We start from the raw sequence: 24,665 nt of genomic DNA on the forward strand, positions 1-24,665 counted from the left end.
TACTAGCTGTAGTGATCGCGGATGATCTGCCGCAGGAAGTCCTGGGTCTTGTGCGGCTGCGTGGCCTGGACGCACAGGTGCTCCATGGCCGCCTGGTAGGAGTCCACCTCGTTGTCGCGCTCGAGGTACAGGCCGCCGGTGAGGTGCTCCAGGTAGATGACGTCCGAGAGCTCCTCGTACGCGAAGCGCAGCCAGGTGAACGGCGCGCCCGCTCCGGAATGGGCGCCCGAGGCGAACGGGACGATCTGGATGCGCACGTTGGTCTTGTCGCAGGCCTCGATGAGGGTCTGGATCTGGCCCCGCATGACGCCCGCGCCGCCGAACGGCCGGTGCAGCGCGGCCTCGTCGATCACCGCCCACAGCTCCGGCGGCATCTCCTTGCGGTCCAGGATCTCCTGGCGCTTCATTCGGACGTCGATCCGCTTGTCGATCTCGGTGAGCGGCGTGTGCCCGTAGCCGAGCATCATCACCGCGCGGGCGTACTGCTCGTTCTGGAGCAGGCCCGGGACCACCTGGACCTCGTAGGTGCGGATCATCGAGGCCGCACCCTCCATCTCCAGGTAGTTGCCGAACCAGTCGGGCAGGTAGTCGTTGTAGCGGTGCCACTGGCTTGGCTGGTTGGCCGCCCGCGCCATTTCGACGACGCGCTCGATCTCCTCCTCGTCCTGCACCCCGTACATGAGCATGAGGTCGCGGACGTCGCGCAGCCGGAACGAGACGCGGCCCAGCTCCAACCGGCTGATCTTGGTGGCGTCGGCGCGGATCTCGTAGGCGGCGTCCTCGCGGGAGATGTCGGCGTCCTGGCGGAGCTTGCGCAGGTTGCCGCCGATGATGATGCGCAGCGTGGTGGGACCGGTCGGCATGCCTTCCGGGGTCGCCTTCGCCATGCGTCACCTCCCGTTCGCTCTAGATCACCGTGGACGAAAAACTCACCCTGACAGGGTAGCCGCTAAGCCCGCCCCGCCAGGGTGAGTGTGCCGCCCAAGGGCTCTCGCCCTTGCGCTTCAGACGATCAGATCGTCGAACTCGCCGTCCTTCGCGCCTTCGACGAGCGCCCGGATCTCCGCCACCGTGTAGATGAGGGCCGGGCCCTCGGGGAAGCGGGAGTTCCGGACCGCGATCTCGTCCCCACCGGGGAGCGCGGCCAGCTCGACGCAGTTGCCGCCGTTGGGGCCGCTGCGCACGCTCTTGCGCCATGTCAGTGTCGAGGGGAGTTCCGTTGCGGAGATGCCGTTGAGGGCCTTGTTCATCAGAGATCCTTCCACCAGTGGCCGGACGGTCCGGCCGGATTCTCTATTGCGTCGGCCGACATCGGAGGCGGCGGAACCGCACGGTCGGGCTGTAGCAGACCGGTACCGCGGCGGACGATTCCGACATCCCCAATGAGGGCCGGACTAAGTGTCCCACATTACACACGGTAACTGCACATGAGGATGCAGGCTCAGATGCACGTGCATCTGCCCGGTGTCGATGCATGTTACGATGAATGTGACAATGCACATAGACACGAGCGCGCGAGGTGTGCGACCGTGGTCACCGTTGCCGCTAACCGAGGTTCGGTGAAGCGACGCGCGATCGCCGTCAGGGATGTGGGTCCCGGCCGGCAATCGCCTTCGCGCCCGGGCGCTCCGCATCGCACAACCGGACAATCGTTTTGCACAGCCGGGCCGGGCTTCGCACGGCCGGTCGGAACATCGCCGGAGAGGGGTTGGGTGCCATGGAACGTCTCGAGGCGCAGACGTTGCTACAGGCAGCCGCGGCAGGCAAGCTGCGGAGCTCTATGTGCCAGCAGGTGATGGCCATCGAGTACGACCGCAGTGGACAGGTGCTCTACCGTTGCGCCCGTTCGTGCGGCAAGCACACCGCGGACGCCGGCCAGGTCCAGGCAGGACTCCTGTGGCACTACCGCGGTCGCAGCCTCGGCGAGCACTACGGGTTGCCCGATGAGGACATCGTCGACGACATGTTCGCGGCGCTCCAGCTCGCCTGGATCCGCGACGGCGACATCTACACGGCACGGTTCAGATGAGAACAGGGCGCAGGGTGCGCGAGCACCCGGTTGGAAGCGCCCCCGAGACTTTGTTCTGTTTGGTGGGATAGAGCCTCGGGGAGGCCGGTGGGGGCCTCCCCGAGCTCTGCAAGCAGACGTATCACTTGCGAACAGTGCTGACACACCGAAGCGGGCGGGACCGAGAGGTCCCGCCCGCCATCGCGTTCCGGGCCGCCGCTCGGGAGGGTGCCCCAGGCAGGAATCGAACCTGCGACCTGCGGTTTAGGAAACCGTGAAGGAAACCGGACCTGACCAGGCGGTTCGCGCGAGGGGGCCCGGAAATCTGACCGCATTCTGCCCGTGAGCCCGGGCCGCCTCCTCCTGGCCTCAAATCAGGCGGCGAAAGGGCCGCTTCGTGTGTGCATGGACGGGCCACGGCTCGTCGGTCCAATGGACGTCTGAGTGCCCGCCGAGGGCGGCGAGGCATTCGTCAATGGAGCCGAACCACAGATCCTCGAATCCGTCGCCTCCAGGCCCGCTGCGACGGCCCCACACTCGGATGAAGACCCGGCCGTCGTCCCATGCCCACCCGAGCGCGAGGCCGTGCCCGGCGGGTTCCAGGGTCCCGCCGCGAGGCAGAGGGCGGAATAGTCGCGCACCTGGTGGAATATCGATCATGTGTGCGATTCTAGGCCCGGATCACCGACTGGAAGCCACGCCGCACCCACGCCCCTAGACATAGCCTCTGACCTGCGGAAACGTAACCCGCTGAGTGCGTTTCTGCGAGCCGTTCAGCGTCCGGCCCTACCCGAGGTAGGGCCGGTTTCGTCTCAAGCGCTCTCAGCGGGCCGGATTTAGAGCGTTTCGGCTGGTCTAACAGTAGGACTGCCCGATGTCGCACGCCTGCGGCTCATAGTCGAGCGTCCCGCCGTCGCCGAGGGTGGTGTATCCGTTGGCGTGCACCTCGGCCGTGATGGTCCGCGTTTCGCCTGCGACGGTGTCGTACTTGGCGACTGCGACGCCCGGTGTGGTGGTGTGGACTTCGAGACCGCCCGCGTGGTCGGGCTCGACTTCGACGCTGGGATACGTCTCGACGGTCCATGTGGCGTCGTCGGGCATGAGGGACATCCATCCGGTGTCGTCGCGCCACCCGCAGGCGGCGTCGGGGTAGCCGCCTGCCGCTGCGCAGGCGTCGACGTGGGCGACGACTGCGGCAAGGGTGTCGGCTTCGGCTTCGGGCCGAATGTCGGCCGACAGGACCGCCGTCCCGTCCTCCCCCAGCGGCACGGTCACCGTGGTTGCCGCGTCGGTCCACAGGCCGTCTCCGGGCGCCGTGGCGGTGTAGACGCCGGGGAGTGCGAGGAGTCCGACCGGTTCGTCGGCATCGCCCCACCCGTCGCCGTCGGTCTCCTCGGCGGGGTCGGCGTCGATGCTCACGGCGGCGAGCTGGACCGCCCCGGGCGCGGTCCCCGAAGCGCGGACCGTGGTTTCCAGGCCCGCCGGGTTCAGCGCCCACGGCCGCGCCCAACCGCTCCCCTCGCGCGTCGCGTCAAGGTCGACCGTGAACGCCTCCCCGGCAAGCTCGTAGCCGATGGTCACCGTCGCGTGCTCCATGTCGGGGCGCTGCGTGTAGTCCTCGGTCCACCGCGTCGACATCCCGTCGCCGGTCGCTTCCCGCTCCCCTGCGGTGTCGAAGGCGACACCGAGAACCTCGAGGTTCGTCGGCGGCTCGTAGCCGCTGTCGAGCGCTCCGGCGGCGAGCAGCGGGTGCGCCTCGGCGTCGACGCCGAGGATCGCGGCGACGGCCCGGCCGTCGCCGTCCTCGAGCGCGGCGATCAGTTCGCGTGCGGGTTCTTCGGGTGAGTACCGCTGCCCCTGCACGATGTAGAGCCCACCGACGCCTGCCACGGCGACGACGGCGACGACCGCGAGCGGCACGGCGATACGGCGCGGCAGGCGAAGCCGCCGGACCCAACCGGGGCTCTCACGCCGCGCCGGGCGTGGCATCCCTGCCGGGGCCGCCTCGGTGACCGGGGCGGCGTCGGGGGTGGTGAGGGTTGCGCCGCACGAGGCGCAGAACCGGGCGCCCTCGCGCGCGCCCTGGTGGTCGCAGTCCTCGGCGCCGGGCGCGTCGGCGGTGGCGTGGTCAGTCGAGTGCATCGGCGCGAGCCTCCTTGCGTTGTGGGAGTGCTACAAGCGGGACCCCATGCCGGCCGTTGGGGTTCCTACAAACGCCGAGGTCGGTTGCGAGGTCGCGACGCGGGACCCCGGCGGCTTCGAGCGCGTCCAGACGCGTCTCCGCCGGGGGCGTCACGTCGAACGCGCGACGCCAGGTGCGCACCCCCGCGTGCGCCTCGGCGGGATGGGCGGCGATGGCCTCGGCGAGGGCCGGGCCCCACCCGCAGAGGGCCGCCTCGGCGTCGGCGGCGAGCGTGGCGCGTCGCCACCACCCGGCTTGGATCGGGATGAGCAAGTGCCGCACCGTGAACAGCACCGGCCACAGCAACGCGTACAGCGTGAACGTCAACGGCCGGGCCCGCGTGTTGGTCGACGGCGCCAGGAGCCGGGCGGCGACTTCATAGATCACGGTGAGCGGCAAGGCCACGCCCGACACCCACAACCGCGTCACCGGATGCCCGGCCCGCCAGTGAATCAGCTCCCGGCCGACCAGGGCCGTCAACCGGTCGGCGTCGCCGACGCATTCGGCGAGCAACGCCCGTGAGACCACGAGGTGGCGAGCGTAGGCCACGGCTTCGGGGGCGCCGGTGTCGGTGATGAGTAGGTGTGGGACCGAGGCGACGCCGAGGCGCCGGACCGCCTCGGCGACCGCCGGAGCGAGCACGTCGGCCTCGCGCGCGCTGAGGGCCCGGACGCCACCGAAGCGGGTGAGCCGCCACCGCTCGGCGGCGACCATGACGGCCGTGTAGGCGACGGCGAGGGCCAGGGCGGCGGCGACGTTCCCGAGCGCCATCGATACCGGCCAGGTCGGATCGGACTCCCACAGCGCCCGCCAGGACCCCGACAGGCCAAGCCAGGCGAGGGAGACGCCGCCGTAGACGGCGCCGATGATGAGACCGAGCGCGGCGCCGAGCTGCCAGGCCACGTCGGGGATGAGGTCGGGGACCGCGACCGGGAGCGGGAGCACGAGGTCAAACAGGACCCAGATACGCGACTGCACGCCCTCACCGAGCGGCGTACCCGAGAAGAAACCGAGGATCGCACCGGCGACGGTCCCGACCGCGCCGAGGAGCACCGCCAGGGGCACGCCGAACCACGCGGACGCGAGAGCGGCGAGCGTCCCGGCAGGGTGAGCGAGGATCGCCGACCACAACCACCGTCCCGCCGAACCCCACCCCGCCGGTCGACCCGCCCACCGAGTGGGAGCCACAGTCGCCGCCGAGGGCGCCGGGCCGACCAAGGACGCGCCGCACGCCGGGCACACCGGAACGCCATCAGCTGGCAGTCGCGCACCGCATTGATCACAGAACGTCATGCCGCATTGTGACCCCCATATGCCACAATCACGGCGCTCCGCCCGTAGGGTCTCCATCGCCCCAGTTCACCCGCAACAGTTCAGCCTGCGCTTGCGCCTCGGTAATGGGCCGCGAACGGAGAACCTTCGGTCGTCGGCGGTTTCGACCCCATGGCCAATATGGCCAATACGGCCAAAACCCTTGCCGTGAGCCGCTGACCAGTGGGTACACCCTTGGCAGGCCACCTGGCCACAACCCGGTCAAAACCCGGGCCAACATGGCCATAACCCAGGGGTCGGGGGTTTTGGCCATGCCTGAAGGGATATTGGCCGGGTTTTGGCCATGCTGCCGAAGGGCATCGTTTCCGCAGGTCAAACGCCCATGTTCAGGGTTTTGGCCATATTGGCCATTTTGGCCATGGGGTCCAACCCAGGGCGAACCCCGGCGGGCCTCATTCGGCCGGGTCGTTGTCCTCGGCGAGGGCTACGAAGGTGCCGCGTCCGGGCACCGCGACCAACACGCCGTCCTCGACAAGGGCCGCAATCGCCTTGCGGACAGTTCCCCTCGCAAGGCCGTACGCCTGGACGAGCTGTGATTCCGAGAGGATGCGCCGTCCCGCCGCCCAGTCGCCTCGGTCGATTCGAGCGCGCAGGATAGCGGCGAGCTGGGCATACACCGGCGTCAGCGAGTCGTAGTCAATCACTGCGTCTGCGTCCATGAGCTGACGTTAGAGGGGCGTAGACCTCCGTCCACCAGTATGAACGTTCATACACGCTCATGAACGTGCATGTACAAGAGTAGACAGGTTGTCTAGGCTGTAGGGAAGGAAAGACCCTGGCGGCCGCGTAGGACCGGCCCCAGGGTGTGGCCTCACTCGACGTGAGAGCGAGACATGGACAGCGTACCGAGATTCCCCTGGCTAGGCATAGTGCCTGGGCTGCAAGGACCCCCAGGCATGGCACGGCCGCCGATACGGATGGACTACGCCGGTGGCTGGGAAGACGGCCGCGAGGCATTCACCCTGCACCTGGACCGCGAGCAAGGCGACGGTTGCCTGTACCTCCGCGAGGGATTCACCGACGAGGAGGAGATCGCCACGGTCTACTTTTCGGGGGCGGTGTTCCACGGGGTCATCTGGCGCGGACTGGCGTCGAGCCGCGGGGCTGAGTGGAAGTCAACCCAGCTAGCTCGAGTTGCTGCCGTGGTCACAGGGCAGAGTCCACCTCAATGAGCATATGTAGAGGGCCGACAACGCATCGCGTTGTCGGCCCTCTTCGTTGCTGGTCAGAAGGAGTCCACAACGACCTCGGCTCCGGCCTCCCTGAGCCTCAGGGCTTTCCCGGGCTTGTTGGCGAAGCCGACCGTCATCACCCCGGCCGACGTCCCGGCCTCGACATCGGTTAGCGAGTCGCCGATGAAGACCGCATCCGAGGCACCGACCTTGATCGCGCTCAGCGCCTCGTGCAACAGATACGGATCTGGCTTCATCCTCTCCGGACGGCCGAACGGCCGACCGATGACAGCGCCGATGTCGCCGTCAAGCCCGTGGCGCTTGAGGTACTTCGCGATCGGGCCCGCGCTGTTGTTGCTCACCACTGCGACGGCGAGGCCTACTCGCCGTGCGGTGGCGATGAGGTCGGCCATGCCGGCAGTCGGCTCGGCCGACTCAACCGCTGCTAGCTCGGCCTGCGTCAACTGCTCATCGACCCTCTCGACCTCGGCGCGAGAAAGGGAACCGGCGGCAGCGCGTAGCACTTCCATCGGATCTCTCTCACTGCCAAGGGTGTCGGCAAGTTGGGGGGCGAAGGTCCGCAGCTCGACGACCAGTTCAGCCGCGATCTGCGGCGCGGGATATCCGGCGAAGACGCTGCATACGGGCCCGTCGAAGTCGAGCAGCAATAGCGACTTGCCCGCTAGGGCTGTCTGCGGGTCGAGCTTCATCCGATGTCCCGCGCGGTCGCGACGGTGTCCCACAGCGAGTCGAACCAGGTGCGCGCGGCGCTGACGAACATTTCGCCCTGCTCGGAGTCCTCCCCCGTGCTGGAGAAGTGGAACAGGCTGGCGTCCTTGCCCATGGGGTCGAAGATCTCGACGCGGTCGCCGTTGATGGGCACCGAGTGCTGAACGATCGGGTAGAAGCCGAAGAACACTTCGGCGTTGTTGAGGATGAAGAGCTTGAAGACCGGGGCGATGCCGTGCATTCGAACCTCGACCGAGCCTGACTTGATGAGGCCGAGTTCTTCCAGCTCACGCACGTCGTTGACGATGGTTTCCAAGGCCCGGTCAGTGATCCGAGCCATCCGCTCGGTCACGCTCGCCGCGTCCTGGGTCGGGTCGACAGGGATCGGCAGCGACATCGGAAGCCGCATGTCAGACACCATGATCCGCAACTTGATGTCCTGAGGGGTCAACTCGCCCATACGGATGCGGTCGAGTGGTTCGAGCACCACTCCCTTGAGCGTCTCGCCGGAGAACCCCGCGAAGTCAATGGCTACGTGATCGTCCTTGAAGAGCGATTCGACGTGCGGCCGCAGTTCCACAGTGCGGTGCGTCTTGACCCGGACTCGCGGCAGTCGGCCCTGCTGGGTGACGACGAGCTTGTCCTTGTCAGTGAGGATTTTGAACGCGCTCTTGACGGTCTCGCGGGCGACACCGAAACGGTTCTGGAGTTTCTGGTTGGAGGGCAGCGTCTCGCCGGGCGCGAACTTGCCCGTGAGGATCGCTGCCTTGAGGCGGTTTGCGATCTGGAGTGACGAGCTGTCAGAGCTGTCCGGATCGAGTTTCCCCAGGAAGTCGTACTCGTCTGTGTAGTCATCCATGCCCCCACGCTAGCACCTGGCTAGCCAGGATGGAAATTTCTTCCCCGAACGGTTGACATGACTAGCCAGGCTCAGTAAGGTCATGTCCATTCCAACCTGACTAGCCAGGTTGGGCAAGGCGTCAACCGGCGCTCTCCCGTCCGCCAAGACATTGAAAGCAGGGCCACCCATGAAGAACGACTACTACGTCTCCTACTCCCGCATCGCCGACCACGGCGGCAACTTCGGTTTCGGCTACGCGATCTTCACCCTGACCCGGCCGCTCACCGGCGACGTCGTGAAGGAGATGCACGACTACCTCAACGGGGAGAACCCCGGCAACAACATCATCATCCTGTCGTTTCAGCGGCTTGAGTCGCCGCAGGCGCAGACCTCCAGCGTCTAGGCGAAACCCGGGCCCTCGGGCCCGTGGTCCGGGTGAGGGTGGCTCCCTCCCCGCTGATGAGCCAAGCCGCACTGACAGGAGGACTCCCGATGGGTAAGAGCACCAACGACATCACGACCAATGACGGTGGCAAGACCACGGTGGTGCAGAGCGAGGTGATCGGCGCGATCGGCGACGGTGCGACGGCGAACATCGCCGCTGCGGGCAAGGGGGCGCGGGGCTCGATGACCGTGAACGTCAAGCGCTGACCGGCGAAACGCGGCCCCGTACTGCGGGGTTCGCGTCCGGGCCCGGGTGGCTCCCGACCCGCTGATGAAGCCAAGCCAATCCCGTCCGCCAAGACACCAAGGGAGACAACATGACCACCGCAATCGCGACCCCGGACCGCCCCGACTGGTTCGACGCTGAGCCCACGTTCGCCGACCTCGACGCGATCGAGATCGAGTGGCCCCGGATCGAGCGCGACCTTGCCGAACTCGACCGCGCCCTCACCGGCCCCAACCCCGAGCGGTTCGTGGCCTTCGACATTGACCGCGCCCTCGGCGACACCGTCGCTCCCGGCTTCCCGACCTTCTCACTGTCCTAAGGGGTTCACCGTGGCAACCACTTACGTTGAGGCCGAGGCAGAAGCCAAGGCCCGCACCCTCGCCGCCAACGCGGACGCCAAGATCGCCGTCCGCGATGCCGAGACCGATCGGAAGATCCGCGCCGCCGCCGCTGAGGCCGACCTGGAGGCCCGCCGGATCGCCAACCGTGCCGCCGAGCGCGAGGCGAAGTCCACCGCCAAGTCCGCCGAGACCACCCGCAAGACGGAAGCCCGCCGTACCCGCCGCGCGGCCCGCGCCGCGCGCCGTACCGCAGCCGTCGCCCGGGTGACCGCCTACGTCGCGGGGAACATGCCCGGCGTCTACTCGGCCGGGATCTACGCCATGGCCCTGTACGTGGCAGTCTCCGGTCAGATCGGAGTCGCGACTGATCGGGGCTGGCCGATCGCCATCGGGATCGGCATGGCCGCGTTCCTGGAAGGCACCGCCCTGGCGATGGCGCTCACCGCGCACCAGCAACGGCTCAAGGGCGAACGAGCCCTGACCCCGCGCATCATGACCTGGGTCGCTGCCGGGTTCGCTGCCGCGATCAACTTCGGCGCGCACGCCGACGACATGATCATGGCCGCCGTCCTCGGCTCGTCCTCGCTCGCCGCGATCGTGGTGTGGGAGGTCCGCTCGGGTGCCAAGCACCGCGACGCGCTCCGCAAGCTCGGCCTCATCCCCGACCCACCCGAGCGGTTCGGGTGGCGACGCTGGGTCCGCTACCCCCGGTCGACGTTCGCCGCCTGGTCCCTCGACGTTCGCTCCCGAGTCGGCACCGGCGCCGCCGCCCTGCTCGCCACGGTCGAAGCCGACCGCGCCGCAGCCGAGGCCACCGCCAAGGCCGAGCACGACGCGAAGGCCGCCGAGAAGGCCGCCCGCCAGGATGCCATCAAGCTTGCCCGTTCCGAAGCCAAGGCCGCCAAGGCCGCCAAGGAGGGCAAGACCGATGCGTCCAAGCAGGACGGTCCGGTCAAGCCGCCCCGTGCCCGTACCGGTACGGCCAAGGCCGTCAAGCGGAACGCCGATGACGCCACCTTGGTAGCCCGGCTCCGCACCCTCGCCGCCGAGACCGGTACGGCCGTCTCCATCAACCGGGCCCGTACCGATCTGAAGGTCGGTACGGGTCGGGCGAAGCGGCTGCTGTCCCTCGCCGCTGACTCGTCTTTCACCGTCCCGTCCGCCGACTGACTTACCCCTGGTGGGGCCGCGCCAGCTGCTCGGCCCGGCCCCACCGCCCCACACCGCTCTGGAAGGGAGCCAACGACTATGACTATCGAGAACTACGACTGGCAGGCCGCCGAGGACGAAATCAACGGCCGCAAGCCCGAGATCGAAACCATCGAGCCCGACGACGACGGCCGCGCCGAGGCGGGCCCGGTCCTGGTGGACGACGCCGAGGCGATCCGGTCCTGGAAGGGTCCGGCCGCCGACAAGCGCGAGGCGATCTTGCCGACCTGGGCCACCTCCCGGTCCGGACTGCTGAACGCGGCCACCCGGTACGGCCAACTCGCCGCCTACCGGTGCGCGTTCCACGCGGTGCGCGTACCGGTCTACGGCGCCCGCCTGATGGCTTGGGCCCCAGTCGGCACCGCCCGTGCGGTCGGTGCGGTCTGGCGTTGGGCCTCGGACGCCGAGGGCCGCCCCGCCCGGGCCGACGCCGTCGCCGGGCACGATTGGCAGGCGTACCAGTCCCTGGCGCGACTGCGGGACCGCCGGGTGCGGTGGCGCGGTTCGGTCTGCGCCTGCACGGGCCTGGGCCTGGTCGCGCTCGGCACGGTCGGCGCCCTCGCCGCCCCGCCGCTGGCGCTGTGGGGCGCGGGAGCCGCCGCCGTCGCCGCCCTCGGCCTCGCCGGGAAGCCCGCTGACAAGCCGCTCGCGACCCGCGCCGTGGTCAAGGTGAAGCTGCAACCGCTGACCTCGCCCATGGTCGAACGCGCCCTGTCGCGCATCGGCATCGCCGCACTGTCGTCGGGCAAGTCCGAGGACCGCGTGAACTGGCCCTCGCCGATCCGCGAGGACGGGCCCGGGTGGCTCGCCGAGGTCGACCTTCCCGGCGGGGTCACCGCCTCGGACGTGTGCGAGCGGCGCGACCGCCTCGCCGGTGCCCTCGGCCGCCCGCTCGGTTGCGTGTGGCCTGAGGGCAAGCCCGAGGTGCACCCCGGACGCCTGGTGATCTGGGTCGGGCACGAAGACCTCGCCGCCGCCGCTCCCTACCCGTGGCCGTTGGCGCGCAAGGGCACCGTGGACCTGTTCGACACGTTCCCGGTCGGCATCGACCCCCGGGGCCGGGTCATCAGCGGTGAGCTGATGTTCACCAACTGGTTGGTGGGCAGCTTGCCCGGCATGGGCAAAACGTTCCTGATGAAACTGCCGCTCCTCGCGGCGGGCCTGGACGAGCGCGCCGAGGTGTGGGCGTTCGAACTCAAGGGCTCCGGTGACCTCGCGTTCACCGAGGCCTACGCCACCCGCTACGCCTCGGGCGCTGACGATGCCCCGGTCAAGGCCGCGCTGCAAGCCCTGAGGGACCTGCGCGAAGAGTGCCTGCGCCGCGCCGAGGTCATCAAGAACCTCCCGCGTGACCTCGTGCCCGAGAACAAGGTCACGCCCGAACTCGCCGCCCGCAAAGACCTCGGGCTGCACCCGCTAGTCGCGGCGATCGATGAGGTCCAGGAGCTGTTCACACACGCCGAGTACGGCAAGGAAGCGAAAGAGCTGGCGCCCAAGGTCATCAAGCTCGGCCGCGCGTTCGGCATCAGCCTGGTGTTGTCGACGCAGCGACCGGACAAGGACTCGCTGCCCACGGGCGTGACCGCCAACGTCGGCACCCGCGCGTGCCTGCGGGTCATGGGGCAGGTCGAAAACGACATGATCCTCGGGACCTCGGCCTACAAGAACGGCACGCGCGCAACGATGTTCACCAGCCGCGACCTCGGCGTGTTCTACCTCGCCGGGGCCTCCCCGGCGCCGCAAATCGTCAAGGGCGCCTACGTCGACGGCCCCACGGCCGACCTCGTCGCCGCCAGGGCCCGCGCCCTGCGCATCGCCCGAGGAACCCTGTCCGGTTACGCCGCCGGGGAAGTGACCGAGGCCGATGGTCCGCAGTTCAACCTGCTGGACGACCTCGCCGCGATCTGGCCCGGCGGCGAGGCCAACGTGTGGAACACGACCCTGGTCGACCGCCTCGCGCAGTTGCGCCCGGCCGTGTACGGCCACTGGGCCGACCTCGCCGACGAGGAGAAGACCGAGACCTTGACGGCCGCCGTCAAGGCCTACGGGCTCGCGTCCAAGGGCGTCTCGCGCCGCTCGGGCGCCAAGCAGATCAACCGCCGGGGCCTCAACCGAGGCGACCTCGATACGGCCCGCGAGGGCCGCCCCGGGGGCCGCTAAGGGCCGCTAGCGCTAGCGGGCCCGCTGCTACCGGTAGTAGGCCCGCTAGCGCAACAAATGATCACTGACCAGGGTGTTAGCCGCTAGCGCCCTTCCCCGACCTCACCCAAAAACCGCCCGAAGGAGCCTCCCGTGACCCTCACCGTCGCCGCTATCGCCCTCGGCCTCGCCGCCGCCCTCGTCTACGCCTTCCGCTGCTGGGCCTTCCCGTTCGCCCGCTGCTGGTGGTGCAAGGCCGACGGCCGCAACGCCGCCGGTTACTGCAACGCCTGCCACGGCACCGGCCGCCGCGTCCGCCTCGGCCGCCACGTCTACGACCTGATCCGCGCCGAGTACCGACGCGGCACCAAGTAACCCGAACCGAAGGGGTGTCAATGTCATGAAAGCCAAGAACCCGACCCACGAGGCCGAGCGCGCCGTGCTCGGCGCGGCGATGATGGACGGCCGCACCGTTCCCGAACTCGCCGCCCTGGTCGACGTCGGATCGTTCGACGTGCCTCGACACATGATCATCTGGGAGGCCATCGCTGCCCAACACGCCGAGGGCAAGCCCACCGAAGCGCTCGCCGTGGCGCACCGGCTCAACGAGGAAGGCAACCTCAGCAAGGCCGGAGGCGGCCCCTACCTGCACGATCTGCTCGAAGCCGTGCCCACTGCCGCCAGCGGGCCCTACTATGCCGGCCGAATCGCCGAGGCCGCCAAGCGGCGCGACCTCGCGGCCGTCTCCGCTCGCATCGGCCAGCTCGCCAAGGAAGGCGGGAACCGCGACCTTGAGGAAGTCGTCGCGCTCTCCCGCGCCGCTCTCGACGGCGTCGCTACCGACGCCGAGGCGTGGCCCGCCCCGGTGCCGCTGACCGAGGTGCGCGCCCTGCCCGCCTTCCCAGCCGCGTGCCTGCCCGACTGGCTCGGCGACATGGTCGACGCCGTCGCCGAGGCCACCCAGACACCAACCGACCTCGCGGGGTCCGTCGCCCTCGCCGCGCTCTCCACTGCGGCGCAAGGCCGCGTCCACGTCCAAGCCGGGCCCGACTGGATCGAACCGGCCAACCTGTTCACCTGCTGCGCGCTGCCTCCGGGCAACCGCAAGTCGTCCGTGTTCGCCGCGATGGTCCGCCCGATCCTCGACGCCGAGGCCGAACTTGCCGAGGCCACCCGGCCCCGCATCATCGAAGCGATCACCGAGGCGGAGATTGCCAAGCGCGCCGCCGAGCAGGCTCTTGCCGTCGCGTCCAAGAACCCCGGTGACCCCGACGCGGCCAACGGCGCGAAGTCGGCCGCGATGGAGGCCGACGCCGTCACGATCCCCGTGCAACCCAAGCTCGTTGCCGACGACATCACGCCCGAGGCCGCGAAGTCGCTGCTTGCCGAGCAGGACGGCCGCCTCGCAATCCTCAGCGCGGAAGGCGGGATCTTCGCGACCATCGCCGGACGCTACTCCGGCGTCCCCGACCTCGACGTGTTCCTCAAAGGCCACGCCGGAGACATGCTGCGGGTCATTCGCAAGTCGGCTCCGGCCGAGTATGTCGCCGCCCCGGCGCTCACGGTCGGCCTCGCAGTCCAGCCCGAGGTGCTGAGGGAAGCCGCGCGGATGCCGGGGTTCGAGGACCGGGGCCTGTTGGCGCGGTTCCTGTTCTCCCTGCCCGCTTCGCGGGTCGGGTTTCGCAACCCCGCACCGGCGGCCGTCCCCGGTTCGGTGAAGGCCGCCTACGGGCGCAAGGTGTCCGGGATCGTCCACACCATGCACCACCGCACCGAGGCCGCCGTCCTGGAGCTGACGGCCGAAGCGCGCGAGCGCGTCGTTGCCCTGGAACGCGAGCGGGAGCCGCGTCTCGGCCCGGGTGGCGCGTGGGAACCGATCCTGAACTGGGCCAACAAGTGGACCGGTGTCGTCGTGCGCATCGCCGGACTGCTTCACATGGCGCAGTACCCGACCACCGGCCACGCCTCACCGATCGAAGCCGACACCATCGACGCGGCAACCGTGCTCGGCTACTACTTCGCCGACCACGCGCTCGGCGTCTGGTCGTACATGGGCACCGGCGCCGAAGTCGGCCCCGCCGCTGAACTGCTCGCCTGGCTGACCCGCCACGGCAAGCCCGGTATGAGCATCCGCGACATGTACCGAGGCGTCCGAGGCCGCCGCAGCCTCGGCACTGCCGACAAGGTCCGCGACGCCGCCGCCCGCCTGGTCGACCACGGCTACCTCCGCGAGCGCCCCCGCGCACCCCGCCGAGGCGGCCGCCCCGCCTCGCCCCGCTTCGACCTCCACCCAGACATGACGGTGGCCGGTGAATTCGCCTAGCAGCTCCTCACCGGCCCTCGTCCTCCCGTCCGCCAAGAAGGAAGGAACCATCAGCATGACACGGGCAACCGCTCATCCGACACCCTCACACCCGACCAAAGGCCTCATGACTTTGCAAGAGGTCTACGACGAGCTCGGCATCTCCAAGTCCACCTGGAACGACTGGAAGAACAAGGGTCGGGCTCCGAAGCATTTCAAGCTCCCGAACGGGCAAGTTCGTGTCCGCCGCGCCGACTATGACAAGTGGCTCGCAACGCTGGAACTGGTGAGCGCCTGATGCGATGGAGCCGGAAAGTCACCTTCTGGGAACACAAGATCAGCGAGCGGAAGAAAGGCAAGACGTACACCGTCCGATGGACCGTGGACGGCGAGCGACAGCGCGAGCCGCTGCGCGCCAAGACGGCCGCCGACAATCGCAAGTCCGAGCTGATGACCGCTTACGCGCGCGGCGAACGCTTCGACATCGACTCGGGCTTGCCTGAATCGGAACTGCGCCAGAAGACGGCGGCCGACTGGTACGCGGCCACGCTCCAGTACACCGAGGCGCATTGGCCGCACGTGGGCAGTCGCCAGCGGCTCAGCATCGCGGAAGGCCTGAGTGAGGCGATGCTCGCCGTACTCAAGGCGGGCAAGCAGCGACCCACCGACAAGGAGATCCGCGCGGCCCTCCGCGAGTGGGCGTATGCGGCTCGACTCCAAGGTGATGAGCTGCCCGATGGCCATCGGGCAACGATCGCTTGGTTGCAGGACAACACGATCGACATGACCGCGTTCGAAGATGACCAGACCGGCCCTGCCCTCGCCCGTGGCGTCCTGGAGGCACTGAGCCGCAAGCAGGACGGGAAAGCCGCCTCGGCGAACTACGCGAACCGCCGCCGGACCACCGTCAACGGGTTCCTGGAGTACGCCGTGGAGATGCGGTTGCTCCGCTCAAACCCGCTCAAGGGCGTGACCTGGCGACGGGAGAGGAGCGACGACACCGTGGACCCTGCGGTGGTCCCCAACTCAGACCAAATCAACCGCTTGTTGGCGGCCGTCGTTGCCCACGGTGCACTCGGGAAGCGGCTCGAAGCGTTCTTCGCCACCATGGTCCGCGCCGGGCTCCGCCCGGAGGAGGCCATCGCACTACACCGCGAGAACGTCGAGCTTCCGCCGGAAGTGGGGGAGGACCACCCCGAGCACGGCAAGCAGTTCGGCGAATTCCGACTCCGCCGGGCCGACACCCACGCGCCGACGCGGTTCAACGACGACCGCACACAGCGCAGGAGCCGCCGCCGACTCAAGCACCGAGGAGAGAAAGCAGTACGCATCGTGCCCATCGAACCCCGCTTGGTTGCGATCCTCCGCAAGCACATCAACCAGTTCGGCTACGGCCCCGGAGACCGCCTCTTCGTCGGCCCGCAAAACGGGGTCCTGTCACCCGAGCGCGTGAGCAAGGTCTGGCGCGAGTCGCGCCCGAACGCGCTCACCGAGGACGAGTTGACGCGCGGCATCGCCGCCGTCCCCTACAACCTCCGGCACGCCTGCGTCTCCGGGTGGCTCGCCGCTGGAATCGAGGTCGCCCAAGTCGCCGAGTGGGCCGGACACAGCATCGAAACGCTCTTGAAGATCTACGCGAAGTGCATCGACGGGAGCAGCAAGCGCGCCAAGCGGCGACTCCTGGAGGCCATCGCCGAGGAGGAGACCGAGGAGAAAAAGGAAGAAACCCCAGGTGGTGAGGAGGACTCGCCCGGCTAAAAATCTCACCTAATTCTTACCAGAGAGCCGGAATCGGCCGTCCCGAGCCGTACCCAGCCGGACCACCACCTGAACGACGAGAACGACCCTTGACCGGGAAATGCCTGGTCAAGGGTCGTTTTTGCTGGTCTGTGAGGGCGGTGCGAGTGCCCCAGGCAGGAATCGAACCTGCGACCTGCGGTTTAGGAAACCGTTGCTCTATCCCCTGAGCTACTGGGGCGACGAGGAGAGAGTCTAGCCGATCCTCGCGGCGGGACCGCTCCGCCGGTCAGGGGAGCGCTCCGGCCCGCGCGGCCCTCATCGTCCCGGCCGTCCATCCACCTGGGACGGCGTCGATCCGCGCCGTGCGGCTCCGCCGAGGGCGGGGCCCCGAGGGAAGCGCGCGACCCGTAAATTGGAGACGTGACCCCTTCCCCCCGTAGGCGTCCCGACAAACTCACCGTCTTCGCCCGCTTCCTCCAGTTCAAACTGCGCATACCGGTCATCGTCGCGGTGTGCGTCTCCGTGCCCGCCGTCTTCCTCACCATCTGGACCGACGGGAACCCGGCCCTGGCCGGAAAGGTCGTCGGCTGGGTCGCCGGGGCCGTGCTGTGGTTTGAATCGGTGGTCCTGCTCGTCGCCGCCGAGCACAAGCGCGAGTGGCTGTGGCGGCACAAGTGGATGATCCTCGTCTGCGTCCTGACGCTCGCGAGCCTCGTCGCCGCCGCCGGCGGCGCCCAGGTGCTGCGCCTGGCCTACCTCATCGGCTCGGTCCGGGCCCTGCGCGCCAAGCGCATCATCGACGCCGCCGGCATCCTCGGGCGCCGCCTCAGCCTCGGCATCTGGTGGAAGTCCGGCCTGTTCACCGGCGCGGGCGCGATCGCCGCGGCCACCGCCGCGGTCGTCCTGTTCGACCCCGACGCCGAGTACGGCGAGATCCTGCACTGGCTCGACGCGAACCTCCGGCTCCTGCCGATCCTCTTCGCCGGGGCCGTGCTCGCCGCCGCCACCTGGTTCGTCTTCCGCACGAAGAAGGCCGCGAAGCGCGCCGGCGCCATGGACGCCGAACCGCCCGCCGCGTCATAGGGCACCTGCGCCTATACCGTCCTTCCTCGACTTTCCCCGCGATTCGAGTAGGCTCGGCGCGTGGATACCGACCTGATCACCTTGTCCGGCCTGCGGGTGCACGGGCGCCACGGCGTCTTCGACCATGAACGGGAGGCCGGCCAGGACTTCATCGTCGACGTCTCCCTGCGGACCTCCACCGCCGAGGCCGCCGCCAGCGACGACCTCAAGCACACCGTCGACTACGGCGCGCTCGCCGACACGCTCGCCGACATCGTCGCGGGCGAACCGGTCGACCTCATCGAGACCCTCGCCGAACGCCTCGCCGACGCCTGCCTCGGCCTCGAACGCGTCGCCGCCGCCCGCGTCACCGTCCACAAGCCGCAGGCCCCGATCAGCCAGCAGTTCACCGACGTCTCCGTCACCATCGAGAGGACCCGCCGATGAGCCGTGTCGTGTTCAGCATGGGCGCCAACCTCGGCGACCGCGAGGCCAACCTCACCGCCGCCCTCGAGGCCGTCCGCCCCGACCTCGTCTCGGAGGTCTACGAGACCCCGCCGTGGGGCGGCGACGACGAGCAGCCCGCCTACTACAACATCGCCGTCATCGCCGACGACCCCGAACGCGGCCCGGAGGACTGGCTCGCCCTCGGGCAGCGCCTCGAAGCCGAGGCCGGACGCGTCCGCGACCCCGAGCGCCCCTACGGTCCCCGCACGCTCGACGTCGACCTCATCGCCGTCCACGACGGCGGCGAGCCCGTGCGCCGCGACGAGCCGGACCTGACCCTCCCGCACCCGCTCGCGCATCTGCGGGCGTTCGTCCTGGTCCCGTGGTTCGCCATCGACCGCGACGCCGAGCTCCCCGGCCGCGGCCGAGTGAGGGACCTGCTACGCGACGAGTCCATCGCGGCGGATGCGCGCGCACTCCGCAGGCTCCACCCGATATGGTCAAAGCAGTATGAGTGACGACGAACACGGTCCGGGGCCGAGTCTGCGGCCTACCGCTCCGTCCACCCTCGCGGTGGCCGGACTGGCAGGAGCCGCCCTCACGCTGCTGCTCGTCGCCCGCTACTACCAACAGGCCCCCGACCTGGTCTGGCACAACTCCCTGGTGATCTTCGCGCTGGCCTTGCTGCTGGCGTGGTTCGCCCACACCACCCGCAAGGCGCTGCGCCCCAGCCGCAGGCAGGTGCGCGCCGCCGCCGTCGACCAGGGCGGACCGGCCGCGGCGCCCGGCAGGCTGGACGGACCGGAGCACGCGCTCCAGATCGCCCGCTTCGCCGTGCTCGCCAAGGCCGCCGCGATCGGCGGGACCGCCTTCTTCGGCGCCTACCTGGGCTTCACCGTGTGGCTCGCGGTCCAGTCCGGCCGACTCGCCGCCGCAGCCGACGACCTCCCCGCGGCGGTGCTGGGCACCATCGCCTGCGCCGCGCTCACCGGGGCCGCGCTCTGGCTCGAACACTCCTGCCGCATTCCCCCGCAGGACGACGAGCAGGACGACGACGGCCCCGCCCGTCCCTGACCGCCACCGACCCGCCTCCCCGGCGACCCCGATGCTGAACCCATTCCCCATATCCCCCATATGTTCGCGCGTTTAGAGGTGCGCCCCATGAAATTCGACTCCCCATCCAAAGACCGCGACTCGACCTCGCAGATGAGCGTCGTCCCCACCGGAGGCGACGAGACGCCGTCCGACCGCATGGCAGTGCACGTGGTCTGGGAGATCGGCCTGCTGCTGCTCGGCGGCGGCGTCCTGTTCGCCCTCACCCAAGCCGCCGGCGGACCCTTCGCCGAGAACTCCTGGAACGGCTTCGCCGCCGCCCTCGCCCCCGTGGCGATGCTGGCCTCGGCGATGGCGGTGTCCCTGCGCGTCGGCGCGGTCAACCTGGCCGTCGGCCCGATCGCGCTCCTCGCCGCCTGGCTCTTCGTCGACGCCTCGGGCTCCGGTTCGGCGGTGGCCCTCGGCATGGGCCTGGGCGCCGCCGTGTTCGTCGGCATCGTCCTGGCGACGCTCACCGCGTGGCTGCGCGCCCCCGGCTGGGCCGCCAGCGGCGCGGTCGGCGGCGCGATCGGCCTCTGGGCCGGGACCTCAGGCGACCCGTCCGCGTTCATGCTGTCCGCACTGCCGGACACCGGCGTGCTCGCGGCCCTCGCGGGCGCGGCCGGCCTGTCGCTGTTCCTCGGCCTGGTCGGCGCGTTCGCCGGCATCCGCGGACGCCTCGCGCCGATCCGCGACACCCCCGCGGGGGAGCGGCACGGCCGCGGCGGCCTGGTCTTCCTCGGCATCCTGCTGTCCTCGTCCCTGGCGGGCGCCGCCGGCGTCGTCGCCGCGTGGACGACCGTCCCCGACGCCGGGAGCGCGGGACTTCCGGACCCGATCCTGCTCACCGTGATCGCGCTCGGCGCGGCGCTGCTCGGCGGCACCAGCCTCCTGGGCCGGCGCGGCGGCGTCTGCGGCACCCTGTTCGCGGCCCTGCTCGTATTGTCGCTGATGTGGCTCGCCGAAGGCCGCGGCTGGAGCTTCGACCCGAGCTGGATCGCCTTGAGCGCCATCGTCGCCGGGTTCCTCGTGACCCGCCTGGTCGAGGCCATGAACGCCGTCGACGACGTCGAGGCGGCCACCGCGAACCGAGCCGGATCGGTCGACGACCTGCGCGACGACGATCCGCGCCCGGACCGCACCGGCGAGTACGAGCGCTACGACGAGGACCTCGCCGACCTCGGCTCCGGCGGCGACCCGTGGTCGACGAACTCCGGCGCCATCCCCGCCAACACCGGCGCCATCCCCGCCAACACCGGCGGCATCCGGACCAACACCGGCCCCATTCCCAACGCCGCCGCCGCCGACCCGTTCGGCGCCTCCGGGGCCTTCGACGACCTGCGCGACGGCTACGGCACGCGCTTCGGCTCCGACAACGACCGGCGCTACGGCCGCTGACCCCTGATCCGACTCTCCCCGGGACGACAACCATGACCTATGTACCTCCAGAGCGCGACGAGCCCGCGCTGGACCAGACCCGCCAGCTCGACTTCACGCCGCCCCCGGCCGCCCCCGGCACCGGCCGACCCGCGGTCGGCAACGGCGTGGACTCGCAACCGGTCGACCCGTTCGCGGGGCGGGAGGCCGAGCCGCTCATGGTCGCCGACGAGCGGCCGCGGCGCGACCGCGTCGTCTTCCAGTTCGTGTGGGGGGCGATCCTGCTCCTGCTGACCCTGAACGCGCTGTTCCTGATCTACCGGCGCGAGGACGAGCTCTTCGGAGGCGAGTTCGACTCCCTCCTCGACGCGTTCGACCGGCACGCCCTGTACTTGACTCCAGTTCTCTTGGCGGCCTTGGCGATCGGCATGTCGCTGCGCTTGGGCGCGGTGAACCTCGCGGTGCCGGCGCTCGCGTTCGCGGTCACGATGGCGACTCCGGTCGAGACGAACATCTGGCTCTACCTCGCCTACGTGGCGGGCGCCGCGGTGGCGGCCGGGCTGCTGTACGTGCTGCTCGCGGTGGCCTTCCGGGTGCCGCCGTGGTTCGCGGGCCTCGCGGTCGGCGTCCTGATCCTCGCGGCGCTGCCGGTCGTGGACCGCCTGGCGCCGCGCGAGTCGTATTCGCTGCCGGGCATGCCGAACGGGTTCTACCTGTTCGGCGGCACGGCGGTGCTCGCCGTCGCGGGAGGCCTCATCGGCCTGTCGCCGCGGGTGCGGGACGGCTTCAGCGCGGTCAAGCGCATGACCGACGGCGAGGAGCGCTCCGCTCCGGCGGTGTTCCTGCTGCTGGGCGGCACGATCCTGTCGATGCTCCTGGCCGCGGGTTCGGGCTATGTGGTCTACGTGTTCGCGCTCGGCCCGATCGAGGGCGCGAACTCGCTGAACTTCGGCCCGTACGGCGCTTATCCGACGGGGGTCGAACTCCAGGTGCTCGCCTTCGCGATCGTCCTCATCGGCGGCACGAGCCTGTGGGGCCGCAGCGGCGGCGTCCTCGGCGTCGTGCTCGCCACGATCGCGGTCTGGGCCGGCCTCGTCCTCTGGGGCCAGGCGGTCGAGGACGCGGGCGAGGGCTCCTGGCAGGCCGACTACTCGCAGGCGATCTTCGCCGGGGTGCTGCTGCTGGGACTGTTCGTCTCCTTCGGCCTGGACCGGCTCGGCCGCCCGAAGGAGCCCGTGGAGGAAGAGGAGTTCCCGCCGTTCCAGGGCGAGATGCAGCTCTACGAGCCGCAGAACGGCATGGCCCCGGCGGGCACGGGCCTGTTCGAACCGACCCTCCCGGACGCCAACGCGCAGCGCCAGTAACACGTTCCAGGACATGCAGTGGCGGGGCCGCCCTTCGGGCGGCCCCGCCACTGGCCTTTCGGCGAGCCGACCGACTGCCGCTAGGTCCAGCGCGCGATGGCGCGGGCATCCGCCTCGATACCGGGACTCATCTGGTCGCCGCGCCAAGTGGGTCGCCATTCGGTGGCCGCGGTTACCGGCTCGGTGAAGACGGCGACGAGGTAAGGCTCGTTTCCCAGACCCTCATCGCAGCGGATCCGATGCCGGGCATGGTTGTCGGTGGATCGCTCGACGAGGAAGCTGATGTGGGCGCGCATGCCGATGTTCCGGATGAAGTCGCCGAGATGGACCCAGGGTTCGACCTCAGACATGCGACCACTCCAGTGGCAGGGCGGTGAAGCTTGCCGATCGGCGCGAATGGCGCGGGTGCGGACTGGGCTTGCGCCGGTGCCCGGTCGGTTGGGACCGCCGGAGCTGAAGGTCGGCTTCAGTGATGTCGCCGGAGACCAGCGCGGCCTCCTGCTGCGCGGAGCTGGCGGTGTAGACGAACTGCCTGGCCGCGGACTCCCGCATGGGGCAGCTGTGTCGCCCCCACCGCTCGCCGCACCAGTCGCATCGCAGCCGCCTGAAGCCGAACCACCCCCGGAAAGGCTGGTGGAGTTGCAGATCGATCTTGGCCCAGCCAGGGATGAGGTCGCGGGATAGGGTCGATAGCGCCATGAGAAATCCGTTTCTCCTGGAGTGCGCGGCCCGCCGGTCTAGGTTCCAAGCTTTCTCGGCGGGCCGCTGTCTATGTGCGGCCGTATTGAGTTCGAGTTCCGCCCGCCCCAAGCACTTCGGGCTCGGGGCGGGCGAGGATCGCCGTGCGGCACGCTGCCTGATTCCCCACCGAATCAGGCGGCCTGCGAGTCAGCGCCGCAAAGCGGCGATCCGAATGAAGCTGCGAATAAGTAGATCACAACCGATGGCATCAATCAACTACTGATGTCATCGAAGTGAGCTACGCTCGCGCGAGACCCGCCGCACGGGGCACTGGGTAGGCTGGGGCGGCACCAGGCCAGGGAGGATCGACCGACATGCAAGGCAAGCAGACTTCTGCGGCGGCTCACGCCACGGATGTGCTGCGCCAGCGTGTCGTCGACGGCGTCTATGCACCTGGCGCCCGGTTCCCCAGCGCGACTGCGATCAGCGAAGAATTCGGTTTCGACCGTGGGACTGCGGCAAGAATCCTGGCGCAACTCCGAGAATCCGGATTCATTATCACCAAGCCAGGCTCGGGCAGCCATGTCCGGACCTTCGAGCCGATTCTCCGGGTCTTCCCGAACCGGCTTTCGACTTGGCGTGACGGCCAGGCGATCCAGGATGCCGACACCGGCAAGCGGGCTCGAGTGGTCGAGGTGAATGTCGGAGAGCGCCCCGCAAGCGAGAAGGTCGCCGCATCGCTCGGTCTCGCGCCCGGCGATCCGGTGTTGTGCCGCTCGCGACGGTTCGCCGTGGAGGACCGGCCGGTCCAGCTCGCCGATTCCTTCTACTTGCCCGAGATGGTTCGAGCCACGCCGATCGTCTACACCGACACTGGGCCTGGTGGCGTCTACGCCCGCCTCGCCGAGATCGGCCATGCACCAGTTTGCTTTGCCGAGCACCTCAGAGTCCGGATGCCGCTGCCGACCGAGAAGGCTGCACTCGACCTCCCCGGCGGTACACCGGTCATCGCCATCGTCCGCACCGCCTTTGACGCGGAGGACCGGTGTGTCGAGGTCACCGAGATGATTCTCGACAGCAGCGTCTACGAACTTGAGTACCGCGCGGACCTTTAGAACCCGGCCGCTCAGACGACGATGACGCGGATGCCCGCCTCTTCGAAGCCCCGCAGTTGCTCGGCGGGGGCGTTGCCGTCGGTGACCAGGGTGTGGACCCGGTCGGTGGGGCAGATCCTCGCGAAGGCGTGGCCGCCGATCTTGGAGCCGTCGGCGATCACGACCACCTTGCGCGCCCGCGCGGCCATGAGGGCGTTTATGGCCGCCTCGCCCTCGTGATGGCTGGTCGCGCCCAGCTTCATGTCGATGGCGTCCACGCCGAGGAACGCGATGTCCAGGGTGATCTCGCGCAGGATCGGCGCTGCGAGGGGGCCGATCAGCTCGTAGGACTGCGGGCGCACGACGCCGCCGACCACCACCACTTTCAGGTGTGGGCGCACGATCAGCTCGTTGGCGATGTTCAGGGCGTTCGTGACGATCGTCAGGCCTGTCGAGCCCGGTGTCGCCACCAGGTCGGTTCGCATTGCGAGCGAGCGCGCGACCTCGGTGATCGTCGTGCCGCCGTTGAGGGCGATGACTTGACCCGGGCTCACGAGCCCTGCGGCGGCCGTGCCGATGCGGTGCTTCTCCTCGACGTGGCGAGCGGTCTTGTAGCGCAGCGGGAGGTCGTACGAGATGCCTCCGGCCACGGCTCCGCCGCGGGTCCTCGTGATCATCTGCTGCTGGGACAGCTGGTCGAAGTCGCGCCGGATCGTCGCCTGCGAGACGCCGAGCCGTTCGGCCGCCTCCTCCACTGTGATGCGTCCGGTCTCTGCGAGGATCTCCAGCAGGGTGTTCCACCGGGCGTAGCGGTCCACGGCGCTCCTCGGGTCGGGATCGCGGCGGGCGGCCGCGGTCTGCACGATAGTGTTCGAAGTAGGTC

28 protein-coding genes and 1 tRNA gene are annotated in these 24,665 nt (G+C 69.4%); 18 read left to right on the top strand and 11 right to left on the bottom strand.

Going from position 1 to position 24,665, the window contains the following annotated elements:
- Positions 1-2 precede the first annotated feature (2 nt).
- On the bottom strand, positions 3-887 hold the full coding sequence (locus BLQ63_RS16355) for a helix-turn-helix domain-containing protein (RefSeq protein ID WP_091037441.1): 885 nt from the start codon (positions 885-887) through the stop codon (positions 3-5).
- Between the two features lie 117 nt (positions 888-1,004).
- Positions 1,005-1,250: a DUF397 domain-containing protein gene (locus BLQ63_RS16360; protein ID WP_091037445.1), complete on the bottom strand. Its 246-nt coding sequence runs from the start codon at positions 1,248-1,250 to the stop codon at positions 1,005-1,007.
- Between the two features lie 530 nt (positions 1,251-1,780).
- On the opposite strand from BLQ63_RS16360, the gene BLQ63_RS16365 reads away from it, so the two are divergent.
- Positions 1,781-2,029 carry a hypothetical protein gene (locus tag BLQ63_RS16365; protein WP_143014947.1) on the top strand — a complete coding sequence of 83 codons (249 nt, stop codon included), beginning with the start codon at positions 1,781-1,783 and terminating at the stop codon, positions 2,027-2,029.
- An 834-nt stretch (positions 2,030-2,863) separates the two neighbouring features.
- On the opposite strand, the gene BLQ63_RS16370 is transcribed toward BLQ63_RS16365, so the two are convergent.
- The 3 genes from BLQ63_RS16370 to BLQ63_RS16380 all read right to left on the bottom strand — a co-directional run bounded on the left by BLQ63_RS16370 (position 2,864) and on the right by BLQ63_RS16380 (position 6,181).
- Positions 2,864-4,150, bottom strand: a complete 1,287-nt coding sequence (locus BLQ63_RS16370; RefSeq protein WP_091037457.1) for a hypothetical protein — start codon at positions 4,148-4,150, stop codon at positions 2,864-2,866.
- On the bottom strand, positions 4,137-5,321 hold the full coding sequence (locus tag BLQ63_RS16375) for a M48 family metalloprotease (RefSeq protein WP_091037461.1): 1,185 nt from the start codon (positions 5,319-5,321) through the stop codon (positions 4,137-4,139). Before BLQ63_RS16375 ends, BLQ63_RS16370 begins: the two co-directional genes overlap by 14 nt.
- Positions 5,322-5,914: 593 nt before the next feature.
- Complete coding sequence (locus tag BLQ63_RS16380; protein ID WP_091037464.1) at positions 5,915-6,181, bottom strand: GntR family transcriptional regulator; 267 nt, start codon at positions 6,179-6,181, stop codon at positions 5,915-5,917.
- A 237-nt stretch (positions 6,182-6,418) separates the two neighbouring features.
- Here BLQ63_RS16380 and BLQ63_RS16385 point away from each other — a divergent pair, with 237 nt between their 5' ends.
- Positions 6,419-6,694 (top strand): hypothetical protein, encoded by a 276-nt coding sequence (locus BLQ63_RS16385; RefSeq protein WP_143014949.1) that lies wholly within the window; start codon positions 6,419-6,421, stop codon positions 6,692-6,694.
- A gap of 53 nt (positions 6,695-6,747) precedes the next feature.
- Here the strand turns inward: BLQ63_RS16385 and BLQ63_RS16390 are convergent, their stop codons facing one another.
- On the bottom strand, positions 6,748-7,404 hold the full coding sequence (locus BLQ63_RS16390) for an HAD family hydrolase (RefSeq protein ID WP_091037474.1): 657 nt from the start codon (positions 7,402-7,404) through the stop codon (positions 6,748-6,750).
- On the bottom strand, positions 7,401-8,282 hold the full coding sequence (locus BLQ63_RS16395; RefSeq protein WP_091037477.1) for a winged helix-turn-helix domain-containing protein: 882 nt from the start codon (positions 8,280-8,282) through the stop codon (positions 7,401-7,403). The genes BLQ63_RS16390 and BLQ63_RS16395 overlap by 4 nt, the downstream gene beginning before the upstream one ends.
- 169 nt (positions 8,283-8,451) lie before the next feature.
- Here BLQ63_RS16395 and BLQ63_RS16400 point away from each other — a divergent pair, with 169 nt between their 5' ends.
- The 9 genes from BLQ63_RS16400 to BLQ63_RS16435 all read left to right on the top strand — a co-directional run bounded on the left by BLQ63_RS16400 (position 8,452) and on the right by BLQ63_RS16435 (position 16,683).
- Positions 8,452-8,667 carry a hypothetical protein gene (locus tag BLQ63_RS16400; RefSeq protein WP_091037479.1) on the top strand — a complete coding sequence of 72 codons (216 nt, stop codon included), beginning with the start codon at positions 8,452-8,454 and terminating at the stop codon, positions 8,665-8,667.
- 89 nt (positions 8,668-8,756) lie between these two features.
- Positions 8,757-8,915, top strand: a complete 159-nt coding sequence (locus BLQ63_RS28510; RefSeq protein ID WP_177154971.1) for a hypothetical protein — start codon at positions 8,757-8,759, stop codon at positions 8,913-8,915.
- 110 nt (positions 8,916-9,025) lie between these two features.
- Complete coding sequence (locus BLQ63_RS16405) at positions 9,026-9,253, top strand: hypothetical protein (protein WP_091037481.1); 228 nt, start codon at positions 9,026-9,028, stop codon at positions 9,251-9,253.
- Between the two features lie 10 nt (positions 9,254-9,263).
- Positions 9,264-10,445 (top strand): DUF2637 domain-containing protein, encoded by a 1,182-nt coding sequence (locus BLQ63_RS16410; RefSeq protein WP_091037483.1) that lies wholly within the window; start codon positions 9,264-9,266, stop codon positions 10,443-10,445.
- Positions 10,446-10,523: 78 nt separating this feature from the next.
- On the top strand, positions 10,524-12,644 hold the full coding sequence (locus BLQ63_RS16415) for a hypothetical protein (RefSeq protein WP_091037485.1): 2,121 nt from the start codon (positions 10,524-10,526) through the stop codon (positions 12,642-12,644).
- A 132-nt stretch (positions 12,645-12,776) separates the two neighbouring features.
- Positions 12,777-12,998, top strand: a complete 222-nt coding sequence (locus BLQ63_RS16420; protein ID WP_091037487.1) for a hypothetical protein — start codon at positions 12,777-12,779, stop codon at positions 12,996-12,998.
- A gap of 25 nt (positions 12,999-13,023) precedes the next feature.
- Positions 13,024-14,946 (top strand): YfjI family protein, encoded by a 1,923-nt coding sequence (locus BLQ63_RS16425; protein WP_091037491.1) that lies wholly within the window; start codon positions 13,024-13,026, stop codon positions 14,944-14,946.
- Positions 14,947-15,001: 55 nt separating this feature from the next.
- Positions 15,002-15,223 (top strand): helix-turn-helix transcriptional regulator, encoded by a 222-nt coding sequence (locus BLQ63_RS16430; protein WP_218125302.1) that lies wholly within the window; start codon positions 15,002-15,004, stop codon positions 15,221-15,223.
- On the top strand, positions 15,223-16,683 hold the full coding sequence (locus BLQ63_RS16435; RefSeq protein ID WP_091037499.1) for a tyrosine-type recombinase/integrase: 1,461 nt from the start codon (positions 15,223-15,225) through the stop codon (positions 16,681-16,683). The genes BLQ63_RS16430 and BLQ63_RS16435 overlap by 1 nt, the downstream gene beginning before the upstream one ends.
- 147 nt (positions 16,684-16,830) lie before the next feature.
- Here the strand turns inward: BLQ63_RS16435 and BLQ63_RS16440 are convergent.
- A tRNA-Arg gene (locus tag BLQ63_RS16440) sits at positions 16,831-16,903 on the bottom strand.
- 182 nt (positions 16,904-17,085) lie between these two features.
- Between BLQ63_RS16440 and BLQ63_RS16445 the strand changes: the two genes are divergently transcribed.
- From BLQ63_RS16445 to BLQ63_RS16470, 6 genes are all read left to right on the top strand, one after another.
- Positions 17,086-17,748: a hypothetical protein gene (locus BLQ63_RS16445; protein WP_091037504.1), complete on the top strand. Its 663-nt coding sequence runs from the start codon at positions 17,086-17,088 to the stop codon at positions 17,746-17,748.
- A 60-nt stretch (positions 17,749-17,808) separates the two neighbouring features.
- Complete coding sequence (gene folB, locus BLQ63_RS16450; RefSeq protein WP_091037509.1) at positions 17,809-18,174, top strand: dihydroneopterin aldolase; 366 nt, start codon at positions 17,809-17,811, stop codon at positions 18,172-18,174.
- Entirely contained in the window at positions 18,171-18,692 is a 522-nt protein-coding gene (gene folK, locus BLQ63_RS16455; RefSeq protein WP_091037513.1) for a 2-amino-4-hydroxy-6-hydroxymethyldihydropteridine diphosphokinase, read from the top strand. The genes folB and folK overlap by 4 nt, the downstream gene beginning before the upstream one ends.
- Positions 18,685-19,248 carry a DUF3180 domain-containing protein gene (locus tag BLQ63_RS16460; RefSeq protein ID WP_091037518.1) on the top strand — a complete coding sequence of 188 codons (564 nt, stop codon included), beginning with the start codon at positions 18,685-18,687 and terminating at the stop codon, positions 19,246-19,248. The genes folK and BLQ63_RS16460 overlap by 8 nt, the downstream gene beginning before the upstream one ends.
- 87 nt (positions 19,249-19,335) lie before the next feature.
- Positions 19,336-20,664, top strand: coding sequence for an ABC transporter permease (locus BLQ63_RS16465; protein WP_091037522.1), 1,329 nt, complete (start codon positions 19,336-19,338; stop codon positions 20,662-20,664).
- 32 nt (positions 20,665-20,696) lie between these two features.
- A complete protein-coding gene (locus tag BLQ63_RS16470; RefSeq protein WP_091037527.1) occupies positions 20,697-22,007 on the top strand; it encodes a hypothetical protein in 1,311 nt (436 codons plus the stop codon).
- Between the two features lie 80 nt (positions 22,008-22,087).
- Here BLQ63_RS16470 and BLQ63_RS16475 read toward each other — a convergent pair whose 3' ends face one another.
- Both BLQ63_RS16475 and BLQ63_RS27930 read right to left on the bottom strand, forming a co-directional pair.
- A complete protein-coding gene (locus BLQ63_RS16475) occupies positions 22,088-22,357 on the bottom strand; it encodes a hypothetical protein (RefSeq protein ID WP_091037529.1) in 270 nt (89 codons plus the stop codon).
- Entirely contained in the window at positions 22,350-22,559 is a 210-nt protein-coding gene (locus BLQ63_RS27930) for a hypothetical protein (RefSeq protein ID WP_143014950.1), read from the bottom strand. The genes BLQ63_RS16475 and BLQ63_RS27930 overlap by 8 nt, the downstream gene beginning before the upstream one ends.
- A gap of 503 nt (positions 22,560-23,062) precedes the next feature.
- Here BLQ63_RS27930 and BLQ63_RS16485 point away from each other — a divergent pair.
- Complete coding sequence (locus BLQ63_RS16485) at positions 23,063-23,803, top strand: GntR family transcriptional regulator (protein WP_091037534.1); 741 nt, start codon at positions 23,063-23,065, stop codon at positions 23,801-23,803.
- An 11-nt stretch (positions 23,804-23,814) separates the two neighbouring features.
- On the opposite strand, the gene BLQ63_RS16490 is transcribed toward BLQ63_RS16485, so the two are convergent.
- Positions 23,815-24,600, bottom strand: a complete 786-nt coding sequence (locus BLQ63_RS16490; RefSeq protein ID WP_091037630.1) for a DeoR/GlpR family DNA-binding transcription regulator — start codon at positions 24,598-24,600, stop codon at positions 23,815-23,817.
- Between the last annotated feature and the right edge of the window lie 65 nt (positions 24,601-24,665).

Origin of the sequence: Glycomyces harbinensis (assembly GCF_900101745.1) — a bacterium.
GTDB lineage: Bacteria > Actinomycetota > Actinomycetes > Mycobacteriales > Micromonosporaceae > Glycomyces > Glycomyces harbinensis.